Origin of the sequence: Streptomyces sp. NPDC004327 (assembly GCF_042873935.1) — a bacterium.
GTDB lineage: Bacteria > Actinomycetota > Actinomycetes > Streptomycetales > Streptomycetaceae > Streptomyces.
The window spans coordinates 270,355-287,224 of sequence record NZ_JBIAME010000002.1 but is presented as its reverse complement, the minus strand read 5'-3'; the positions used below and the strand labels follow the sequence as shown (position 1 = coordinate 287,224).

Here is a 16,870-nt window from a genome sequence, read left to right as displayed (position 1 = left end):
CACGGCGCCCGGCCCGGATCCCGTGGGGGGAATCCGCACCGGGGATATGGGAAGCGCCCCGTTCGTCGACCCGTGGGGGGATCGGCGGCGGGGCGCTTCCGCTTACTGCGGTGCACTGACTGCCGTGCGCTCACGGCAGTGCGGTGGCCTCGGGTCAGCGGGCCTCGACCGGGACGAAGTCGCGCTCGACGACGCCGGTGTAGATCTGGCGCGGGCGGCCGATGCGGGAGCCCGGCTCCTTGATCATCTCGTGCCACTGGGCGATCCAGCCCGGAAGGCGGCCGAGGGCGAAGAGGACCGTGAACATCTCGGTCGGGAAGCCCATCGCGCGGTAGATCAGACCCGTGTAGAAGTCCACGTTCGGGTACAGGTTGCGCGAGACGAAGTAGTCGTCGGAGAGCGCGTGCTCCTCCAGCTTGAGCGCGATGTCGAGCAGCTCGTCGGACTTGCCGAGGGCCGACAGGACGTCGTGCGCCGCCGCCTTGATGATCTTGGCGCGCGGGTCGAAGGACTTGTACACCCGGTGGCCGAAGCCCATCAGGCGGACGCCGTCCTCCTTGTTCTTCACCTTGCGGATGAAGGAGTCGACATCGCCACCGTTGGCCTGGATGCCTTCGAGCATCTCCAGGACGGACTGGTTGGCGCCACCGTGCAGCGGGCCCCACAGGGCCGAGATGCCGGCGGAGATCGAGGCGAACATGTTCGCCTGCGAGGAGCCGACCAGGCGGACGGTGGACGTCGAACAGTTCTGCTCGTGGTCCGCGTGCAGGATCAGCAGCTTGTCGAGCGCCGAGACCACGACCGGGTCCAGGTCGTACTCCTGGGCCGGGACCGAGAAGGTCATGCGCAGGAAGTTCTCGACGTAGCCGAGGTCGTTACGCGGGTAGACGAACGGGTGACCGATCGACTTCTTGTACGCGTAGGCCGCGATCGTCGGCAGCTTGGCGAGCAGCCGGATCGTGGAGAGGTGACGCTGCTTCTCGTCGAACGGGTTGTGGCTGTCCTGGTAGAAGGTGGACAGCGCGGAGACCACGGAGGACAGCATCGCCATCGGGTGGGCGTCCCGCGGGAAGCCGCGGAAGAAGTTCTTGACGTCCTCGTGGACCAGCGTGTGCTGGGTGATCTCGTTCTGGAACGTGGTGAGCTCGTCCGCCTTCGGCAGCTCACCGTTGATCAGCAGGTACGCCACCTCCAGGAAGGTGGACTGCTCGGCCAGCTGCTCGATGGGGTAGCCGCGGTACCGCAGAATGCCCTGCTCGCCATCGAGGTAGGTGATGGCGGACTTATAGGCGGCGGTGTTGCCGTATCCGCTGTCCAGGGTGACCAGACCGGTCTGGGCCCGGAGCTTCCCGATGTCGAAGCCCTTGTCACCGACGGTGCTCTCGACCACCGGGTAGGTGTATTCACCGTCCGCGTACCGCAGTACTACAGAGTTGTCGCTCACGTCATCCCTCACCGACGTAGTGCCTCTTCTTCGAGGTGCCCTGACTGTCTCTACCATCCCCCATTTGGCTCAGGAGAGTGCACTCGGGGTCGACCATTGGACCATTTGGCGGCACTCAGTGCCGCCAACCTGCTCATACTGCCCCCTTCGCCCCGGTTCCGGAAGTCCTCTGTGATCTTTCACCTGTTTCGCTTGCTCTGTGTGAAGTTCGTCGCACAGGTGTAATTGCTGCCTGCGTCCGCTCATGACGCGGATGTGCCGGCAGCGACCCTGCGCGCCTGCGACCGGGCGGCGAACCGGGTGTCCGAGGTGGCGCACACCAAGGAACTGAAGCGGCGGAACGCCGGACCTCTTCGGCTCGGCCAGGGAGGACGTCGAGCGTGCCTTGTACGCGACGAAGGCGCCGAGTTGGGCCAAGGCCCACGAGTGCAGCCTGGACCGCTGGTCCTCCCTCAGGGCCGAGAAGTTGACACCAGAGTGCCCCCAGTGAGCCGATGGGCCAGTGCGGTGAAGCGGCGCCCGGCCGAAACCGTGCGCACCGCCTGGGCGATCGCGCGGCGCGATCCGACGAGGACCACGAGCTTCCGGGCGCGGGTGACGGCCGTGTAGAGGAGATTGCGCTGGAGCATCATCCAGGCGCTGGTGGTGACCGGGATCACCACGGCCGGGTACTCGCTGCCCTGCGAGCGGTGGATGGTCACAGCGTAGGCATGGGCCAGCTCGTCCAGCTCGTCGAAGTCGTACGGCACCTCCTCGTCCTCGTCCGTGCGGACGACGAGCCGCTGCTCGACGGTGTCCAGGGCGGTCACCACGCCCACCGTGCCGTTGAAGACGCCGTTGGCGCCCTTCTCGTAGTTGTTGCGGATCTGGGTGACCTTGTCGCCGACGCGGAAGACCCGGCCGCCGAAGCGCTTCTCGGGGAGGTCCGGGCGGGCCGGGGTGATCGCCTGCTGGAGCAGTCCGTTGAGCGAGCCGGCGCCGGCGGGGCCGCGGTGCATGGGTGCGAGGACCTGCACGTCCCGGCGCGGGTCGAGGCCGAATTTGGCGGGAATCCGGCGGGCGGCGACCTCCACCGCCATCCGCGCGGCGTCCTCGGTCTCCTCCTCGGCGAAGAGGAAGAAGTCCGGCAGGCCGGTGGTGACGGGCGGCAGGCCCGCGTTGATCCGGTGCGCGTTGGTGACCACGCCGGACTGCTGCGCCTGCCGGAAGATCCGGGTCAGCCGCACCGCCGGGACCGGGCTGCCCGGGGCGAGCAGATCGCCGAGCACCTCGCCGGCGCCGACCGACGGCAGCTGGTCCACGTCCCCCACCAGAAGCAGATGGGCGCCCGGCGCCACCGCCTTGACCAGCTTGTTCGCGAGCAGCAGGTCCAGCATCGAGGCCTCGTCGACGACGACCAGGTCGGCGTCGAGCGGCCGGTCCCGGTCGTAGGCCGCGTCGCCGCCCGGCTTCAGCTCCAGGAGCCGGTGCACCGTCGACGCCTCGGCCCCGGTCAGCTCCGCCAGCCGCTTGGCCGCCCGGCCGGTGGGCGCGGCGAGCACCACCTTGGCCCGCTTGGCCCGGGCCAGCTCCACGATCGACCGGACCGTGAACGACTTGCCGCAGCCCGGCCCGCCGGTCAGCACCGCGACCTTGCGGGTCAGGGCGAGCCGCACCGCCTCCTCCTGCTCCGGCGCCAGCGAGGCGCCCGTACGGTCCGCGAGCCAGGCCAGCGCCTTGTCCCAGGCCACGTCCCGGAAGCCGGGCATCCGGTCCTCCTCGGCGGTGAGCAGCCGGCGGATCTGCCCGGCCAGCGACAGCTCGGCGCGGTGGAACGGGATCAGGAACACGCCGGTGACCGGCAGCCCCTCCGGGCCGGGCACCTTCTCCCGTACGACGCCCTCCGGATCCTCGGCGAGCTCCCCCAGGCACTCGATGACCAGGCCCGTGTCGACCTGGAGCAGCTTGACCGCGTCCGAGATGAGCCGCTCCTCGGGCAGGAAGCAGTGCCCCTGGTCGGCGGACTGGGAGAGGGCGTACTGGAGGCCGGCCCGCACCCGGTCCGGGCTGTCGTGCGGGATGCCGACGGCCTGGGCGATGCGGTCCGCGGTGAGGAAGCCGATGCCCACGACGTCGGCGGCGAGCCGGTAGGGGTGGTTCCGCACGACGGAGACCGAGGCGTCCCCGTACTTCTTGTAGATCCGCACGGCGATGGACGTCGACACCCCCACCCCTTGCAGGAAGACCATCACCTCCTTGATCGCCTTCTGCTCCTCCCAGGCCGCGCCGATCAGCTGGGTCCGCTTGGGCCCGAGCCCGGGCACCTCGACGAGCCGCCGGGGCTCGGTCTCGATGACGTCGAGCGTGTCCGTGCCGAAGTGGTCCACGATCCGCTCCGCGATCCGCGGCCCGATGCCCTTGATCAGGCCCGAGCCCAGATAGCGGCGGATGCCCTGCACGGTGGCGGGCAGCACGGTCGTGTAGTTCTCGCAGGTGAACTGCCGTCCGTACTGCGGATGCGACCCCCAACGCCCCTCCATCCGCAGCGACTCCCCCGGCTGGGCGCCGAGCAGCGCCCCGACGACGGTGAGCAACTCGCCGGAACCACGGCCGGTGTCGACGCGGGCGACCGTGTACCCGCTCTCCTCGTTGGCGTAGGTGATCCGCTCCAGGACCCCTTCGACCACTGCGAGACTGGACATGCGACGACGGTAGCGAAGAGGTCGGACAACGCGGGCGCGGGCTGTGGACGACCGCGGAGACCGTCCCGGGCTGTGGACAACCAGGGATCCCGGGCTGTGGGCGACCCGGGAGGCCCTCACACCCTCGTGTACGCCTCCAGCGTCTCCTCCAGGACCTCGGCGCCGTCCCTCGCCCACAGCTCCTCGTTGAAGAGCTCGACCTCCACCGGGCCCGTGTAGCCCGCCTTCTCCACCAGCGCGCACCACGCGGCCAGGTCGATCGAGCCCGTCCCGAGCCTGCCCCGGCCGTTGAGCACGCCCGCCGGCAACGGGGTGATCCAGTCGGCCAGTTGGAAGGAGTGGATGCGGTACTCGGCGCCGGCGCGGGCGACGGCGGCCGGGGCGCGGTCGTCCCACCAGAGGTGGTAGGTGTCGACGACGACGCCGACCACGTCGGCCGGGAAGCGGGACGCGATGTCCAGGGCCTGGTCGAGGGTGGAGACCGCGCAGCGGTCGGCGGCGAACATGGGGTGGAGGGGCTCGATGGCGAGGCGGATGCCGCGCGCGGCGGCGTAGGGGGCGAGGGCGGCGATCGCGTCGGCGATGCGGGCGCGGGCCGCGGGCAGGTCGCGGCTGCCGGGCGGGAGTCCGCCGGAGACGAGGACGAGGGTGTCGGTGCCGAGGGTGGCGGCCTCATGGATCGCCGCGCGGTTCTCCGCCTCCCACCCCTCGCTCGTGAAGAAGCCGCCGCGGCACAGGGTGGTGACGGTGAGCCCGGCGTCGCGCACGAGCGCGGCGGCGGCCTCGACGCCGTACTCCCGCACGGGTTCGCGCCACAGGCCGACGCCCGGGATGCCGAGCCGGACGCAGTGGGCGACCAGGTCGGGCAGCGGGAGCCGCTTGACGGTCATCTGGTTGATGCTGAAGCGGTCGGGGTTCACCGGGGCACTCCGTACACCGTGAGCAGGGATCGCATCCGGGCCTCCGCGAGCGCCGGGTCCGGGAACAGGCCGAGTCCGTCGGCGAGTTCGTACGCCCGGGCGAGGTGCGGGAGGGAGCGGGCGGACTGGAGGCCGCCGACCATCGCGAAGTGGTCCTGGTGGCCGGCGAGCCAGGCGAGGAGGACGACGCCGGTCTTGTAGAAGCGGGTCGGGGTCTCGAAGAGGTGCCGGGAGAGCGCGACCGTCGGGTCGAGGAGGGCGCGGAAGCCGGCCGTGTCGCCCGTGTCGAGAACCCGCACCGCGTGTGCCGCGAGCGGGCCCAGCGGGTCGAAGACGCCGAGCAGCGCGTGGCTGAAGCCGCCGTCGTCGCCGGCCATCAGCTCCGGGTAGTGGAAGTCGTCGCCCGTGTAGCAGCGGACCCCGTCGGGCAGCCGGCGGCGCAGCGCGGCCTCGCGTCCCGCGTCGAGCAGCGACACCTTGATGCCGTCGACCTTGTCCGGGTGGGCCGCGATCACCTCCAGGAACACGTCCGTCGCCGCGTCCAGGTCCGTCGTGCCCCAGTAGCCCTCCAGGGCCGGGTCGAACATCGGTCCCAGCCAGTGCAGGATCACCGGCTCGGCCGCCTGGCGCAGCAGCTGCCCGTACACCTCCAGGTAGTCCTCGGGCCCGGTCGCCGTCGCCGCGAGGGCGCGCGAGGCCATGAGGATCGCCTGGGCGCCCGACTCCTCGACGACGGCGAGCTGCTCCTCGTAGGCGGCGAGGATCTCCGGCAGCGTGGCGGGGGCGGTCAGCTGGTCGGTGCCGGCCCCGCAGGCGATCCGGCCGCCCATCGCCTTCGCCTCGGCGGCCGAGCGGCGGATCAGCTCGGCCGCGCCCGCCCACGAAAGGCCCATCCCGCGCTGCGCGGTGTCCATCGCCTCGGCGACGCCGAGGCCGTGCGACCACAGGTGGCGGCGGAAGGCGAGGGTGGTGTCCCAGTCGACGGCGGCGGGGCCGTCGGGGGTGGTGTCGGCGTACGGGTCGGCGACGACGTGCGCGGCGGCGAAGACGGTGCGGGAGGCCGGTGGGCCGCCGGCCGCGGGGAGCGTGAGGGGATCGGTGCGGGGCGTGTGGGCGCGCAGTCGTCCGCCCGGTCCGGGAAGGGTGATCACAGCGTCACCTCCGGGACCTCGATCCGGCGGCCCTCGGCCGCCGACCGCAGTCCGAGCTCGGCGAGTTGGACGCCGCGCGCGCCCGCGAGCAGGTCCCAGTGGTACGGCTCGCCGAGCGCGACGTGGCGCAGGAAGAGTTCCCACTGCGCCTTGAAGCCGTTGTCGAACGCGTCGTTGTCGGGCACCTCCTGCCACTGGTCGCGGAAGGACGGCCCGGTGCCGAGCGGCAGGTCCGGGTTCCAGACCGGCTTGGGCGTGGCGGAGCGGTGCTGGACGCGGCAGCCGCGCAGTCCGGCGACGGCGGAGCCGTGGGTGCCGTCGACCTGGAACTCGACGAGTTCGTCGCGGTGGACCCGTACCGCCCAGGAGGAGTTGATCTGGGCGACGGCTCCGCTCGCCAGCTGGAAGGTGCCGTACGCGGCGTCGTCGGCCGTGGCCTCGTAGGGCTCGCCCTGTTCGTCCCGGCGGCGCGGGACGTGGGTGGCGACGGTGGCGGTGACGGAGGTGACGCGGCCGAAGAGCTCGTGGAGCACGTACTCCCAGTGCGGGAACATGTCGAGGACGATGCCGCCGCCGTCCTCGGCGCGGTAGTTCCAGCTGGGGCGCTGGGCCGGCTGCCAGTCCCCCTCGAAGACCCAGTAGCCGAACTCGCCGCGCACGGACAGGATCTCGCCGAAGAAGCCGCCGTCGATCAGCCGCTTGAGCTTGCGCAGGCCCGGCAGGAACAGCTTGTCCTGGACGACACCGTGGCGGATGCCCTTCGCCTCGGCGAGGCGGGCGAGTTCGAGGGCGCCGGCCAGGTCCGCTGCCGTGGGCTTCTCGGTGTAGACGTGCTTGCCGGCGGCGATGGCCTTCTTGATCGCGTCGACGCGGGCGGAGGTGACCTGGGCGTCGAAGTAGACCTGGACGGTGTCGTCGGCGAGGACGGCGTCGAGGTCGGTGGACCACTCGGTGAGGCCGTGCCGCTCGGCGAGGGCGCGCAGGGCGTGCTCGCGGCGGCCGACGAGGACCGGCTCGGGCCAGAGGATCTCGCCGTCGCCGAGGTCGAGGCCGCCCTGCTCGCGCAGGGCGAGGATCGAGCGGACGAGGTGCTGGCGGTGGCCCATGCGTCCGGTGACGCCGTTCATGGCGATGCGGACTGTCCTGCGGGTCACGGAGGTGTTCCTCTCGTTCGGCGGGCGGGGCGGAGGGGAGAGAAGACGCGAGGGAAAGGACGCGAGAAGGCGCGGGAGAAAGCACGGTGGAAAGCACCGTAGAAAGCGCTTTCTGTCGACGGTGACGCTAGCCTGCCGACATCACCGTCGACAAGGGCCCCGGGCCCCGGAGGTACGCACGCGATGACCGTCACCCTGGCGGACGTGGCCGCCCGCGCTCGGGTCTCCCCCGCGACCGTCTCCCGCGTCCTCAACGGCAACTACCCGGTCGCCGCCGCCACCCGCGAGCGGGTGATGACCGCGGTCGACGAGCTGGACTACGTCCCCAACGGCCCCGCGAGCTCGCTCGCCGCCGCCACCTCCGACCTCGTCGGCATCCTCGTCAACGACATCGCCGACCCGTTCTTCGGGATCATGGCGGGCGCGGCGCAGGGCGCGATGGGCGCCCGCGGACTCGCCGGGGGCGAGAAGCTCGCCGTCGTCTGCAACACCGGCGGTTCCCCCGAGCGCGAACTCACCTACCTCACCCTGCTCCAGCGCCAGCGCGCCGCCGCTGTCATCCTCACCGGCGGCTCCCTGGAGGACGACGAGCACCAGGCGGCGGTCGCGGCCAAGCTGGCACGGCTCGCCGAGGCCGGGACCCGGGTGGTGCTGTGCGGCCGGCCGCCCGTGCCCGACGTCGCCGCCGCCACGCTCGCCTTCGACAACCGCGCCGGGGCGCGCCTGCTCACCGAGCACCTGCTGGCCCTCGGTCACCGGCGGATCGGTTACGTGGCGGGGCCGGCCGACCGCACCACCACCCGGCACCGCCTGGAGGGCCACCGGGCGGCCCTCGCCGCGGCCGGGGTGCCCGAGGGGCCCACGGTCCACGGCCCGTACGACCGTGCCTCCGGCCACACCGCGACCGCCGAACTCCTGCGCCGCGCCCCCGACCTGACCGCCGTCGTCGCCGCCAACGACACCGTCGCCCTCGGCGTCTGCGCGGCGCTGCGCGAGCGGGGCCTGAGCATCCCCGAGGACGTCTCGGTGGCCGGCTTCGACGACCTGCCGTTCTCCGTCGACGTGGTGCCCGCGCTGACGACCGTACGACTGCCGCTGCACGAGGCGGGGGCCCGCGCCGGGCGGCTCGCGCTCGGCGCGGAGACGGCGCCGGCGGACGGTGTGGCGACGATCCCGGCGGAGCTGGTGGTGCGGGGGTCGACGGCGGCGCCGCGGGGGTGACGCGGGGTCGGCGACGCCGCATCCGAGTGATCAGCCGGTTGCCCTGCGTGACTGGCGTGTGGGGTCACACGCCCGAAGGCTTCCTCTCGAAGGCCCCGAACCGAGAGGTGACCATGAGAGCAAGCCCCCTGTCGCCGCCGCGCAGGACCGGATCCGTACGGCGTCGGCTCGCGGCCATCGGTGCGGCGGCGTTGCTGGCCATCGGCTACACCCCGGCAGCGGCGCAGGCCGTGCAGACGCCGGGCGAGCGCGCCGCGGACCGGCAGACCGCCGGGCCCGGCACCGCGCTCGCCTGGGGGCTCAACGACCTGGGCCAGCTCGGCGACGGCGCCACGAGCCTGAAGGCCACCGCCCCGGTCCGCGTGTGCGGTGCCGCCCCGTGCTCCTCGCCGCTCGACCAAGTGGTGGCTGTGGACGGGGACGGGGTACACAGCATCGCGCTGCGCGCGGACGGCACCGTCTGGACCTGGGGGTACAACGGCTACGGCCAGCTGGGCAACGGCACGTTCAACAACAGCACCACCCCCGTCCAGGTGTGCGCCGTCGGAGCGAGCGCGCCGTGTGGCAGCTTCCTCACCGGTGTCATGGCCATCTCCGCGGGCATCCACTACAACCTGGCCCTGCGGGCGGACGGCTCTCTCGTCGCCTGGGGCGACAACACCTATGGCCAGCTGGGCGACGGCACCGACGGCAACATGCGCACCGTGCCCGTCGTCACCAACCTGATCGACGTGATCGACATGGCCGCGGGCTACCGCCACGGCCTCGCGGTGCTGACCGACGGGACCGTACGCAGCTGGGGAAGCAACGCCGAAGGGGAGCTGGGAGACGGCACGACGACGTCGAGCGACTTCCCCGTGCAGGTCTGCGCCCCAGGACAGACCGCGCCGTGCAGCAGTTTTCTCGACGGCGTGACCCGCGTCTCCGCGGGCGCCTTCCACTCACTGGCGCTGGAGGCCGACGGCACGGTCCGCAGCTGGGGTGAGAACAGCAGCGGCCAGCTGGGCGACGGCACCGCCACCGGCAGGATCGTCCCGGTCCAGGTCAGCGGGCTCACCGGGGTGAAGTCGATCAGCGCCGGTGGTTCCCACAGCCTGGCGGCACGGACCGACGGCACCGTACGCAGCTGGGGATACAACGCCGAAGGCGAGCTGGGCGACGGCACGCACGCCAGCAAGAGCACCCCGGTGCAGGTCTGCGCACCCGGGACGTCCGCCCCCTGCTCCTCCTTCCTGACCGGCATCGCCACCGTCTCCGGCGGTTTCCAGCACAGCCTGGCGCTGCGCACCGACGGCACGGTCCGCAGTTGGGGCGACAACAGCAGGGGCCAGCTGGGCAGCGGCGACACCACGAGCAGCACCGTGCCGGTCAAGGTCTGCGCGGTCGGGCAGACCGCGCCCTGCACCCGGTTCCTCGACGGCGTGGGCGCCCTCGACGCGGGCGACTACCACAACCTCGTCACCTCCCGCCCCAGCGCCGACGTCGCCATCGCCCTCAAGGCCTCCCCCAACCCCGTGGCCGCCAACGGCAACCTCACCTACACCGTGACGGTGAAGAACAACGGCCCCTCGGCCGCCGAGAACGTCACCTTCGACGACTCGCTGCCCGCCGAAGGCGAGTTCGTCAGCGCGAGCTCGACCCAGGGCAGCTGCGTCGTGCCGCCGACCGGCTCGACGGACACGGTGACGTGCAAGCTGGGCGTCCTCGGTGCGAACAGGAGCCGGACCGCGACGATCACCGTCACGGTCCGGGCGAACGCGGGCACCACCGTCACCGACACGGCGAAGGTCACGAGCACCACCGAGGACCCGAACCGGGTCAACAACTCCGTCACCGTCCGTACGCGGGTCGGCTGACGGGCCCCGGAGGCGGTTCAGGCCAGGTCCGTCGCCGCCAGCACCGCGTCCACCGTCTCCTCCACCGTCTGCTCCGCGTTGTCGATCCAGACGCCCTCCCCGGTCAGCTCGGCGCGCATCGCCTCGTCGAGGAAGGCCCAGTTGGTCGTGAGCCGCTTGTGGCGGGCGTTGTTGCGTTCCCAGGCCTTGTCCGGGCCGGGCGCGAGGACGACGAAGTGCAGTGGTGCGGCCGCCGCCCGTGCCCGGTAGAAGTCGAGGTGGGAGCGGCGGACCACGACGTCGTCGAGGACCGGGAGGAAGCCGGCCGCGGCGAAACTGCCGGCCAGGAGGCAGGCGTTGCGGGCCCGCAGCAGGATCTGCCGGTCGGCCTCGGGGTCGTCGCCGTCCGGGCTCGGCCAGTGGCCGCCGGCGACGATCAGCTCCTGGAGGTGGTCGACCTCGATGTGCGCGGCGCGCCCGAAGCGGGCCGCGAGGGCCGCCGCGACGGTGGACTTGCCGCTGCCGGGGATGCCGGCCAGCAGGACGGTGCCGGGGGCGGGTCCGGGGCTGTCGACGTCGATGTTCGCGAAGGTCTCGAAGGTCATGCGCTCTCGTTCGCCGCGAGGAGGGGTTCCGACCGCACCGTACCGGCCGCGCCCCGCTCCCGCCTCCGGATATCGAGCGAGGTCAGCCCCACTCCCCCGACCAGCAGCGCCGCCGCGCACCAGCGCAGCGGGCTCACCGGCTCGCCGAGGAAGAGCGCGGCCGAGGACATGCCGAAGACGGGGACGAGGAGGGAGAACGGGGCGACGGAGGAGGCCGGGTGGCGGCGGAGCAGCCAGCCCCAGGCGCCGAAGCCGAAGACGGTGGTGATCCAGGCGACGTAGACGATGACGCCGGCGCCGGTCCAGTCGAGGGCGCGCAGGGCGTCGAGGTCCTTCTCGGGGCCTTCGATCAGCAGGGAGAGGCCGAGCAGCGGGAGGACGGGGACGGTGCTGACCCAGACCATGAAGTTGAGCGGGTCCGGCGGAGCGGCCTTGCGGGTGAGGACGTTGGAGACGCCCCAGCAGACGGCGGCGGCGATGACGAGGGCGAAGCCGGTGAGGGCGCCGGAGGTGCCGCCGTGGGCGGAGGTCTCGTCGACGGCGGCGACGGCGATGCCGGCGAGGGCGACGCCCATGCCGAGCAGCTTGGTGCGGCCGGGGCGTTCGCCGAGGGCGAGGAAGGCGAAGAGGGCCGTGAAGACCGCCTGGATCTGCAGGACGAGGGAGGAGAGGCCGGCCGGGGCGCCCAGGCTCATGCCGGTGAAGAGCAGGCCGAACTTGGCGACGCCGAGGGCGAGTCCCACTCCGGCGATCCACTTCCAGGCGACCTTCGGGCGGCCGACGAAGAAGACGGCGGGCAGGGCGGCGACGAGGAAGCGGAGGGCGGAGAAGAGCAGCGGCGGGAAGTGGTCGAGGCCGATCGAGATGACGACGAAGTTCACTCCCCAGACGGCGGCGACCAGGGCGGCGAGGGCGATGTGGGCGGGGCGCATGAGCATGAGCATCGCCCCTCCGGACTGTGTAGCACCAGCACGGATTCCTTCATGATTGGATGAAGCACTGCTACAGAAAGGGGCTGGGAACGTGCTGGATCTCGGACGTCTGCGGGCGCTGCACGCCGTCGCCGTGCACGGTACGGTCGGCGCCGCCGCCACCGCCCTCGGCTACACCCCCTCCGCCGTCTCGCAGCAGATCGCGAAGCTGGAGCGGGAGACCCGCACGACCCTTCTCGAGCGCGAGGGCCGGGGCGTCCGGCTCACCGACGAGGCGCGTCAACTCGCCGACACCGCCGAGCGGTTGCTCTCCCTCGTGGAGGAGGCGGAGGTGCGTCTGGAGGAGCGGCGCGGGCTGCCGGCCGGGCGGCTGCGGATCGGCTGTTTCGCGAGCGGCGCGCGCGGTCTGATGCCCCGGGTGCTCGCGGACCTGGCCCGCCGCCATCCGTCGCTGGACGCCCGGCTCACGGAGGTGGACCCGCATCTGTCGGTGGACCTGGTGGCGCGGGGCGTGCTCGACCTGGCCGTGGCGCACGACTGGGACATCGCGCCGCTGCCCGTGCCGCCGGGGGTGGAGCAGTCGGTGATCGGCGACGACCTGTGCGACATCCTGGTGCCGCTCGGGCATCCGCTGGCGGAGCGGGCCGTGGTGCGCCGGGAGGAGCTGACGCGGGAGCGGTGGATCACGCAGCCGCCGGGGACGGTGTGCCACGACTGGCTGATGCGGACGCTGCGGGCGACGGGGTACGAGCCGCTGATCGCCCACCAGGCCGAGGAGAACCACACCCAGGTCGCGCTGGTGGCGGCCGGGCTCGGGATCGCGCTGGTGCCGCGGCTCGGGCGCGGCACGCTGCCGGCCGAGGTGGTGCCGCTGCGGCTGGAGCCGATCCCGACGCGGCGGCTGCGGGCGCTGTGGCGGACGGGCGCGGCGCGCCGGCCGGCGATCACGGAGACGGTGCGCACGCTCGGGGAGCTGTGGCCGGAGGTCGCGTCATCCGGGTGACGGGGCGTCATTCCTGCGCGGATCCTTGACCTGGCAGTTAGTTTCCGGCTATCCGTGGCACCTTGGAAGTTTCCTTCACGGAAGGAGCACCAGTGCCCCCCGCCCCCTCCCGACGCACCGTCCTTAACCTCACCGCCGCCGCGGCGGCCGCCGCCGTCACCGGCGTGACCGCACCCGTGGCCCACGCCGCTGAGCAACACCTCCAGGACGTCCTCTCCCGGATGTCCCTGGAGGAGAAGGTCGGCCAGCTCTTCGTCATGCGGGTGTACGGCCACTCCGCGACCGCGCCGGACCAGGCCGACATCGACGCCAACCTCAAGGACATCGGCGTCCGCACCGCCGCCGAGCTGGTCGAGCGCTATCACGTCGGCGGCATCATCTACTTCGCGTGGGCGCACAACACCCGCGACCCGCACCAGATCGCCGCGCTGTCCAACGGCATCCAGCGGGCCGGTCTCGCGCAGCCCACGCCCGTCCCGCTGCTGATCTCCGTCGACCAGGAGCACGGGGTCGTGGCCCGGGTCGGCAAGCCCGCCACGCTGCTGCCGGGCGCGATGGCGCTGGGCGCGGGCGGCTCGCTGTCCGACGCGCGCAAGGCGGGGCAGGTCGCGGGCGAGGAGCTCGCCGCGATGGGCATCCGGCAGGACTACGCGCCGGTCGCCGACGTCAACGTCAACCCGGCCAATCCGGTGATCGGGGTCCGCTCCTTCGGCGCCGACCCCGAGGCCGTGGCGGCGCTGGTGTCCGCGCAGGTCAAGGGGTATCAGCAGGCGGGGATCGCGGCGACCGCCAAGCACTTCCCGGGGCACGGCGACACGGCGGTCGACAGCCACACCGGCCTGCCGGTGATCACCCACAGCCGCGAGCGGTGGTCCGAGCTCGACGCGCCGCCGTTCCGCGCGGCGGTGGCGGCCGGCATCGACGCGATCATGACGGCGCACATCGTGGTGCCCGCGCTCGACCCGAACGGCGATCCGGCGACGCTGTCGCGGCCGATCCTCACCGGCATCCTCCGCGAGCAGCTCGGCTACGACGGGGTCGTGGTCACGGACTCGCTGAGCATGGAGGGCGTGCGGACGAAGTACGGCGACGACCGGGTGCCGGTCCTCGCGCTCAAGGCGGGCGTGGACCAGCTGCTCAACCCGCCGGACCTGGCCGTGGCGTGGAACGCGGTGCTCGCGGCCGTGCGCGGCGGCGAGCTGACCGAGGCCCGGCTCGACGAATCGATCCTGCGGATCCTGCGGCTCAAGGCGAGGCTGGGCCTGTTCCGGGACCCGTACGTCACGGACGCGGAGGTCGACCGCCGGGTCGGCACCGCCTCCCACCTGGCGCACGCCGACCGGATCGCCGGGGCCACCACGACGCTGCTCGTCAACGAGGGCGGATTCCTGCCGGTCAGCCGGCTCAGCCATCCCAAGGTGCTCGTCGTCGGCGCCGACCCGGCCTCGCCGTCCGGCACCACCGGCCCGCCGACCGCCACGCTCGCCGGCGCGCTGGGCGAACTGGGCTTCGCCGCCACGGCGTTGTCCACCGGCTCCGCCCCGTCCGCCGCGCGGATCGAGGAGGCGGTGACGGCCGCCGCCGGGCAGGACCTGGTCATCGTCGGCACGTACAACCTCAGCGCGGCCAGCACCCAGCGCACGCTCGTGGCCCGGCTCGTCGCGACCGGTGTGCCCGTGGTGACGATCGCGCTGCGCAACCCGTACGACGTGGCCCGCACCACCGGTCAGCGCGCCGCGCTCGCCACCTACTCCTGGACGGACGTCGAACTGCGCGCGGCCGTACGGGTGCTGGCCGGCCAGGACGTGCCGCGCGGGCGGCTGCCCGTGCCCGTGCAGAGCGCGGACGACCCGGCGAAGGTGCTCTTCCCGATCGGCCACGGCCTGTCGTACTGAGGGACCGGGATGAGACGGAGCCGGGCCCCGTCCGCGAGAGGACGGGGCCCGGCTCGTGTCGTGCGGAACGGTCCTACGGGCGCAGGCCGTACTCGCGGGTCGCGTCCTCGTCGACCGGCTTGTCGATCCGGGCGTCGAAGCGGGCCAGCGGCTTGGCGGCCTGGACGGCGGGGGCGTCGACCCCGGCCCAGGCGAGGATGCGGGCGGTCGCGTTGGCCTTCTCGGCGTCGACGAGGCCGGCCACGTTGGCACCGTGGTTGGCGCCCGGCGCCACGTACACGAAGCTGTCGCGCGCGCCCTTGCCGAGGCGGAACTTCTCCGAGCCCCACGGGTCGTTGCCGCCGTAGACGAAGAGCATGTGGTTCGCGTTGTGGCGGACCCAGTTGTCGACGTCCTTCATGACCCACGGCTTGAACTTCATCGGGATCTCGCGCGGCACGAAGCTGCGGGCCGGCTGGTAGCCGTAGCGGGTCAGGCCGGCCAGGTGCGGCTGCTTGATGCTGGGCGAGCCCAGCTCGGTGGCCGCCTGGTAGTAGTACGGCGTGTAGTACTCCAGGCCCTGGTCGGTGTACGCGGACCAGCCGGAGTAGGCGTCGATCGTCTCGTAGACGGCGTCGTCGCTCGCGGTGGCGGCGTCCGGGATCTGGTCGCAGACGTCCTGGCCGTAGTACTGCCAGAAGCCCCACACGAAGTCGAGGACGACGGCCTCGTAGGCCTTGTCGAGCGAGCCGACCGTGTTGAAGGTGGAGCCGTTCTCCTTGGCCCACGCCTCGTACTTCTTCTCCAGCGGCTCGCGCCGCACCAGCGCCTCGCGCTGCATGTTGTTCAGGCGGTCGCGGCAGTCCTTGGTGCCGACGGTCTCGAAGAAGCGGTCGTAGGCCGAGTCCTCGTTGTTGACCACGTCGTTCGGCGCCACGTACGCGACGACGCCGTCCATGTCGCGCGGGTAGAAGCGCTCGTAGTAGGTGGCCGTCATGCCGCCCTTGGAGGCGCCGGTGGACAGCCACTTCTTGCCGTAGATCGACTTCAGCGCCGTGAAGATGCGGTGCTGGTCGCTGGCGGCCTGCCAGATGTCCAGCTTCGACCAGTCGGCCGGGGCCGGGCGGGACGGCGTGAAGAAGCGGTACTCCATGGAGACCTGGTTGCCGTCGATGATCCGCGTCGGCTCGGTGCGGCTCGGCGTGGTGTTGAGCCCGTAGCCGCTGGTGCGGAAGACGGTCGGGCGGTCCGTGTCCTTGTGGAGGATCGAGATCCGCTGCTGGAACGTGCCCGCCCACGGGCGGTGGTGGTCGATCGGCTGCTCGTAGTTGAGGACGAAGTAGCGGTAGCCGGCGTACGGCTTCTCCTCGATCAGGCTCATCCCGGGGATCGCCAGGATGCGGTCCTTGATGTCCGTGCTCTGCGAGTCGGCCGCGGCCGTGCTGCTCGTCGTGGTCTCCGTGTCCGCGGCGGTAGCCACACCGGTCGACCCGACGGTGCCTATGAGCACCGAAAGCGACAGCACCCATCTCAGCGACTTGCGCATTCACCCTCCCCTTGGTTCACAACGGTGTCGTGAACCTAGCCGGGTCAACGCACGGCCCGCCAGCCCCAATTGACCATTACCTATGGGTCAGCACAGGATCCAGCCGGTCGCGGTGGCGCGGCCGTCGACGGTCGCGGCGGCCCGGACGCAGCGGTTGAGGGCATGCACGGTCACGGGTCCGGCCTGGAAGCGGAACCTCCCCGCGTTGACGGCGGGCCGGCCGCCGCGCGGCTGGAGCGACACCGACATCGGGCGCGGCGGCCCGGTCCGCCGGGCCACGGCGAGCGCGCACACGTACTGCCGGGTGCGGTAGATCCGCAGCTCGCCGGTGGCGAAGGCGACGGTGCGGGTGGGCCGGCCGACGCAGGCCGAGACGGCGTCGGCGGAGCCGGTGCCGGGGCCGGCGAGGACCAGGGCGGCGGCGGCGAGGGCCAGCGAGAGCAGATACAGGGAGAGCCGCCGGGCCTGTCTTCTCGGAACCCCAACCCCACCGAACACGCGCGC

The 16,870-nt window shown here is 72.2% G+C and carries 13 protein-coding genes; 4 read left to right on the top strand and 9 right to left on the bottom strand.

What is annotated here, in order from left to right; all coding sequences use genetic code 11:
- Positions 1-154: 154 nt before the first annotated feature.
- The 5 genes from ACFYU9_RS07375 to ACFYU9_RS07355 all read right to left on the bottom strand — a co-directional run bounded on the left by ACFYU9_RS07375 (position 155) and on the right by ACFYU9_RS07355 (position 7,350).
- The gene (locus ACFYU9_RS07375) at positions 155-1,444 is read right to left on the bottom strand and encodes a citrate synthase (RefSeq protein WP_389206360.1); all 1,290 of its coding nucleotides are present in this window, start codon (positions 1,442-1,444) and stop codon (positions 155-157) included.
- A 452-nt stretch (positions 1,445-1,896) separates the two neighbouring features.
- Positions 1,897-4,125 (bottom strand): ATP-dependent RecD-like DNA helicase, encoded by a 2,229-nt coding sequence (locus tag ACFYU9_RS07370; protein WP_389343428.1) that lies wholly within the window; start codon positions 4,123-4,125, stop codon positions 1,897-1,899.
- A 116-nt stretch (positions 4,126-4,241) separates the two neighbouring features.
- Entirely contained in the window at positions 4,242-5,015 is a 774-nt protein-coding gene (locus tag ACFYU9_RS07365; protein WP_389344130.1) for a sugar phosphate isomerase/epimerase family protein, read from the bottom strand.
- Positions 5,016-5,041: 26 nt separating this feature from the next.
- Positions 5,042-6,196 carry a dihydrodipicolinate synthase family protein gene (locus ACFYU9_RS07360; protein WP_389343425.1) on the bottom strand — a complete coding sequence of 385 codons (1,155 nt, stop codon included), beginning with the start codon at positions 6,194-6,196 and terminating at the stop codon, positions 5,042-5,044.
- Positions 6,193-7,350: a Gfo/Idh/MocA family protein gene (locus tag ACFYU9_RS07355; protein WP_389343422.1), complete on the bottom strand. Its 1,158-nt coding sequence runs from the start codon at positions 7,348-7,350 to the stop codon at positions 6,193-6,195. The genes ACFYU9_RS07360 and ACFYU9_RS07355 overlap by 4 nt, the downstream gene beginning before the upstream one ends.
- A 183-nt stretch (positions 7,351-7,533) precedes the next feature.
- Here ACFYU9_RS07355 and ACFYU9_RS07350 point away from each other — a divergent pair, with 183 nt between their 5' ends.
- The gene (locus tag ACFYU9_RS07350) at positions 7,534-8,571 is read left to right on the top strand and encodes a LacI family DNA-binding transcriptional regulator (RefSeq protein WP_389343419.1); all 1,038 of its coding nucleotides are present in this window, start codon (positions 7,534-7,536) and stop codon (positions 8,569-8,571) included.
- A 113-nt stretch (positions 8,572-8,684) separates the two neighbouring features.
- Entirely contained in the window at positions 8,685-10,427 is a 1,743-nt protein-coding gene (locus ACFYU9_RS07345; RefSeq protein WP_389206371.1) for a hypothetical protein, read from the top strand.
- Between the two features lie 17 nt (positions 10,428-10,444).
- Here the strand turns inward: ACFYU9_RS07345 and ACFYU9_RS07340 are convergent, their stop codons facing one another.
- Both ACFYU9_RS07340 and ACFYU9_RS07335 read right to left on the bottom strand, forming a co-directional pair.
- Positions 10,445-11,011 carry an AAA family ATPase gene (locus tag ACFYU9_RS07340; RefSeq protein ID WP_389206373.1) on the bottom strand — a complete coding sequence of 189 codons (567 nt, stop codon included), beginning with the start codon at positions 11,009-11,011 and terminating at the stop codon, positions 10,445-10,447.
- Entirely contained in the window at positions 11,008-11,943 is a 936-nt protein-coding gene (locus ACFYU9_RS07335; protein ID WP_389343416.1) for an EamA family transporter, read from the bottom strand. Before ACFYU9_RS07335 ends, ACFYU9_RS07340 begins: the two co-directional genes overlap by 4 nt.
- 91 nt (positions 11,944-12,034) lie before the next feature.
- Between ACFYU9_RS07335 and ACFYU9_RS07330 the strand changes: the two genes are divergently transcribed.
- Positions 12,035-12,946 (top strand): LysR family transcriptional regulator, encoded by a 912-nt coding sequence (locus ACFYU9_RS07330; RefSeq protein WP_389206376.1) that lies wholly within the window; start codon positions 12,035-12,037, stop codon positions 12,944-12,946.
- A 221-nt stretch (positions 12,947-13,167) separates the two neighbouring features.
- Positions 13,168-14,841: a glycoside hydrolase family 3 protein gene (locus tag ACFYU9_RS07325; protein WP_389344128.1), complete on the top strand. Its 1,674-nt coding sequence runs from the start codon at positions 13,168-13,170 to the stop codon at positions 14,839-14,841.
- Positions 14,842-14,914: 73 nt separating this feature from the next.
- Here ACFYU9_RS07325 and ACFYU9_RS07320 read toward each other — a convergent pair whose 3' ends face one another.
- Positions 14,915-16,366 (bottom strand): aminopeptidase, encoded by a 1,452-nt coding sequence (locus tag ACFYU9_RS07320; RefSeq protein WP_389206378.1) that lies wholly within the window; start codon positions 16,364-16,366, stop codon positions 14,915-14,917.
- Between the two features lie 87 nt (positions 16,367-16,453).
- Complete coding sequence (locus ACFYU9_RS07315) at positions 16,454-16,864, bottom strand: hypothetical protein (RefSeq protein WP_389343413.1); 411 nt, start codon at positions 16,862-16,864, stop codon at positions 16,454-16,456.
- Positions 16,865-16,870: the final 6 nt, after the last annotated feature.

Bases quoted from the DNA above. Each gene is read 5' to 3' on its own strand.
- ACFYU9_RS07370 (WP_389343428.1), bottom strand. From the start codon at position 4,125: ATGTCCAGTCTCGCAGTGGTCGAAGGGGTCCTGGAGCGGATCACCTAC.
- ACFYU9_RS07365 (WP_389344130.1), bottom strand. From the start codon at position 5,015: ATGACCGTCAAGCGGCTCCCGCTGCCCGACCTGGTCGCCCACTGCGTC.
- ACFYU9_RS07350 (WP_389343419.1), top strand. From the start codon at position 7,534: ATGACCGTCACCCTGGCGGACGTGGCCGCCCGCGCTCGGGTCTCCCCC.
- ACFYU9_RS07345 (WP_389206371.1), top strand. From the start codon at position 8,685: ATGAGAGCAAGCCCCCTGTCGCCGCCGCGCAGGACCGGATCCGTACGG.
- ACFYU9_RS07340 (WP_389206373.1), bottom strand. From the start codon at position 11,011: ATGACCTTCGAGACCTTCGCGAACATCGACGTCGACAGCCCCGGACCC.
- ACFYU9_RS07335 (WP_389343416.1), bottom strand. From the start codon at position 11,943: ATGCGCCCCGCCCACATCGCCCTCGCCGCCCTGGTCGCCGCCGTCTGG.
- ACFYU9_RS07325 (WP_389344128.1), top strand. From the start codon at position 13,168: ATGTCCCTGGAGGAGAAGGTCGGCCAGCTCTTCGTCATGCGGGTGTAC.
- ACFYU9_RS07320 (WP_389206378.1), bottom strand. From the start codon at position 16,366: ATGCGCAAGTCGCTGAGATGGGTGCTGTCGCTTTCGGTGCTCATAGGC.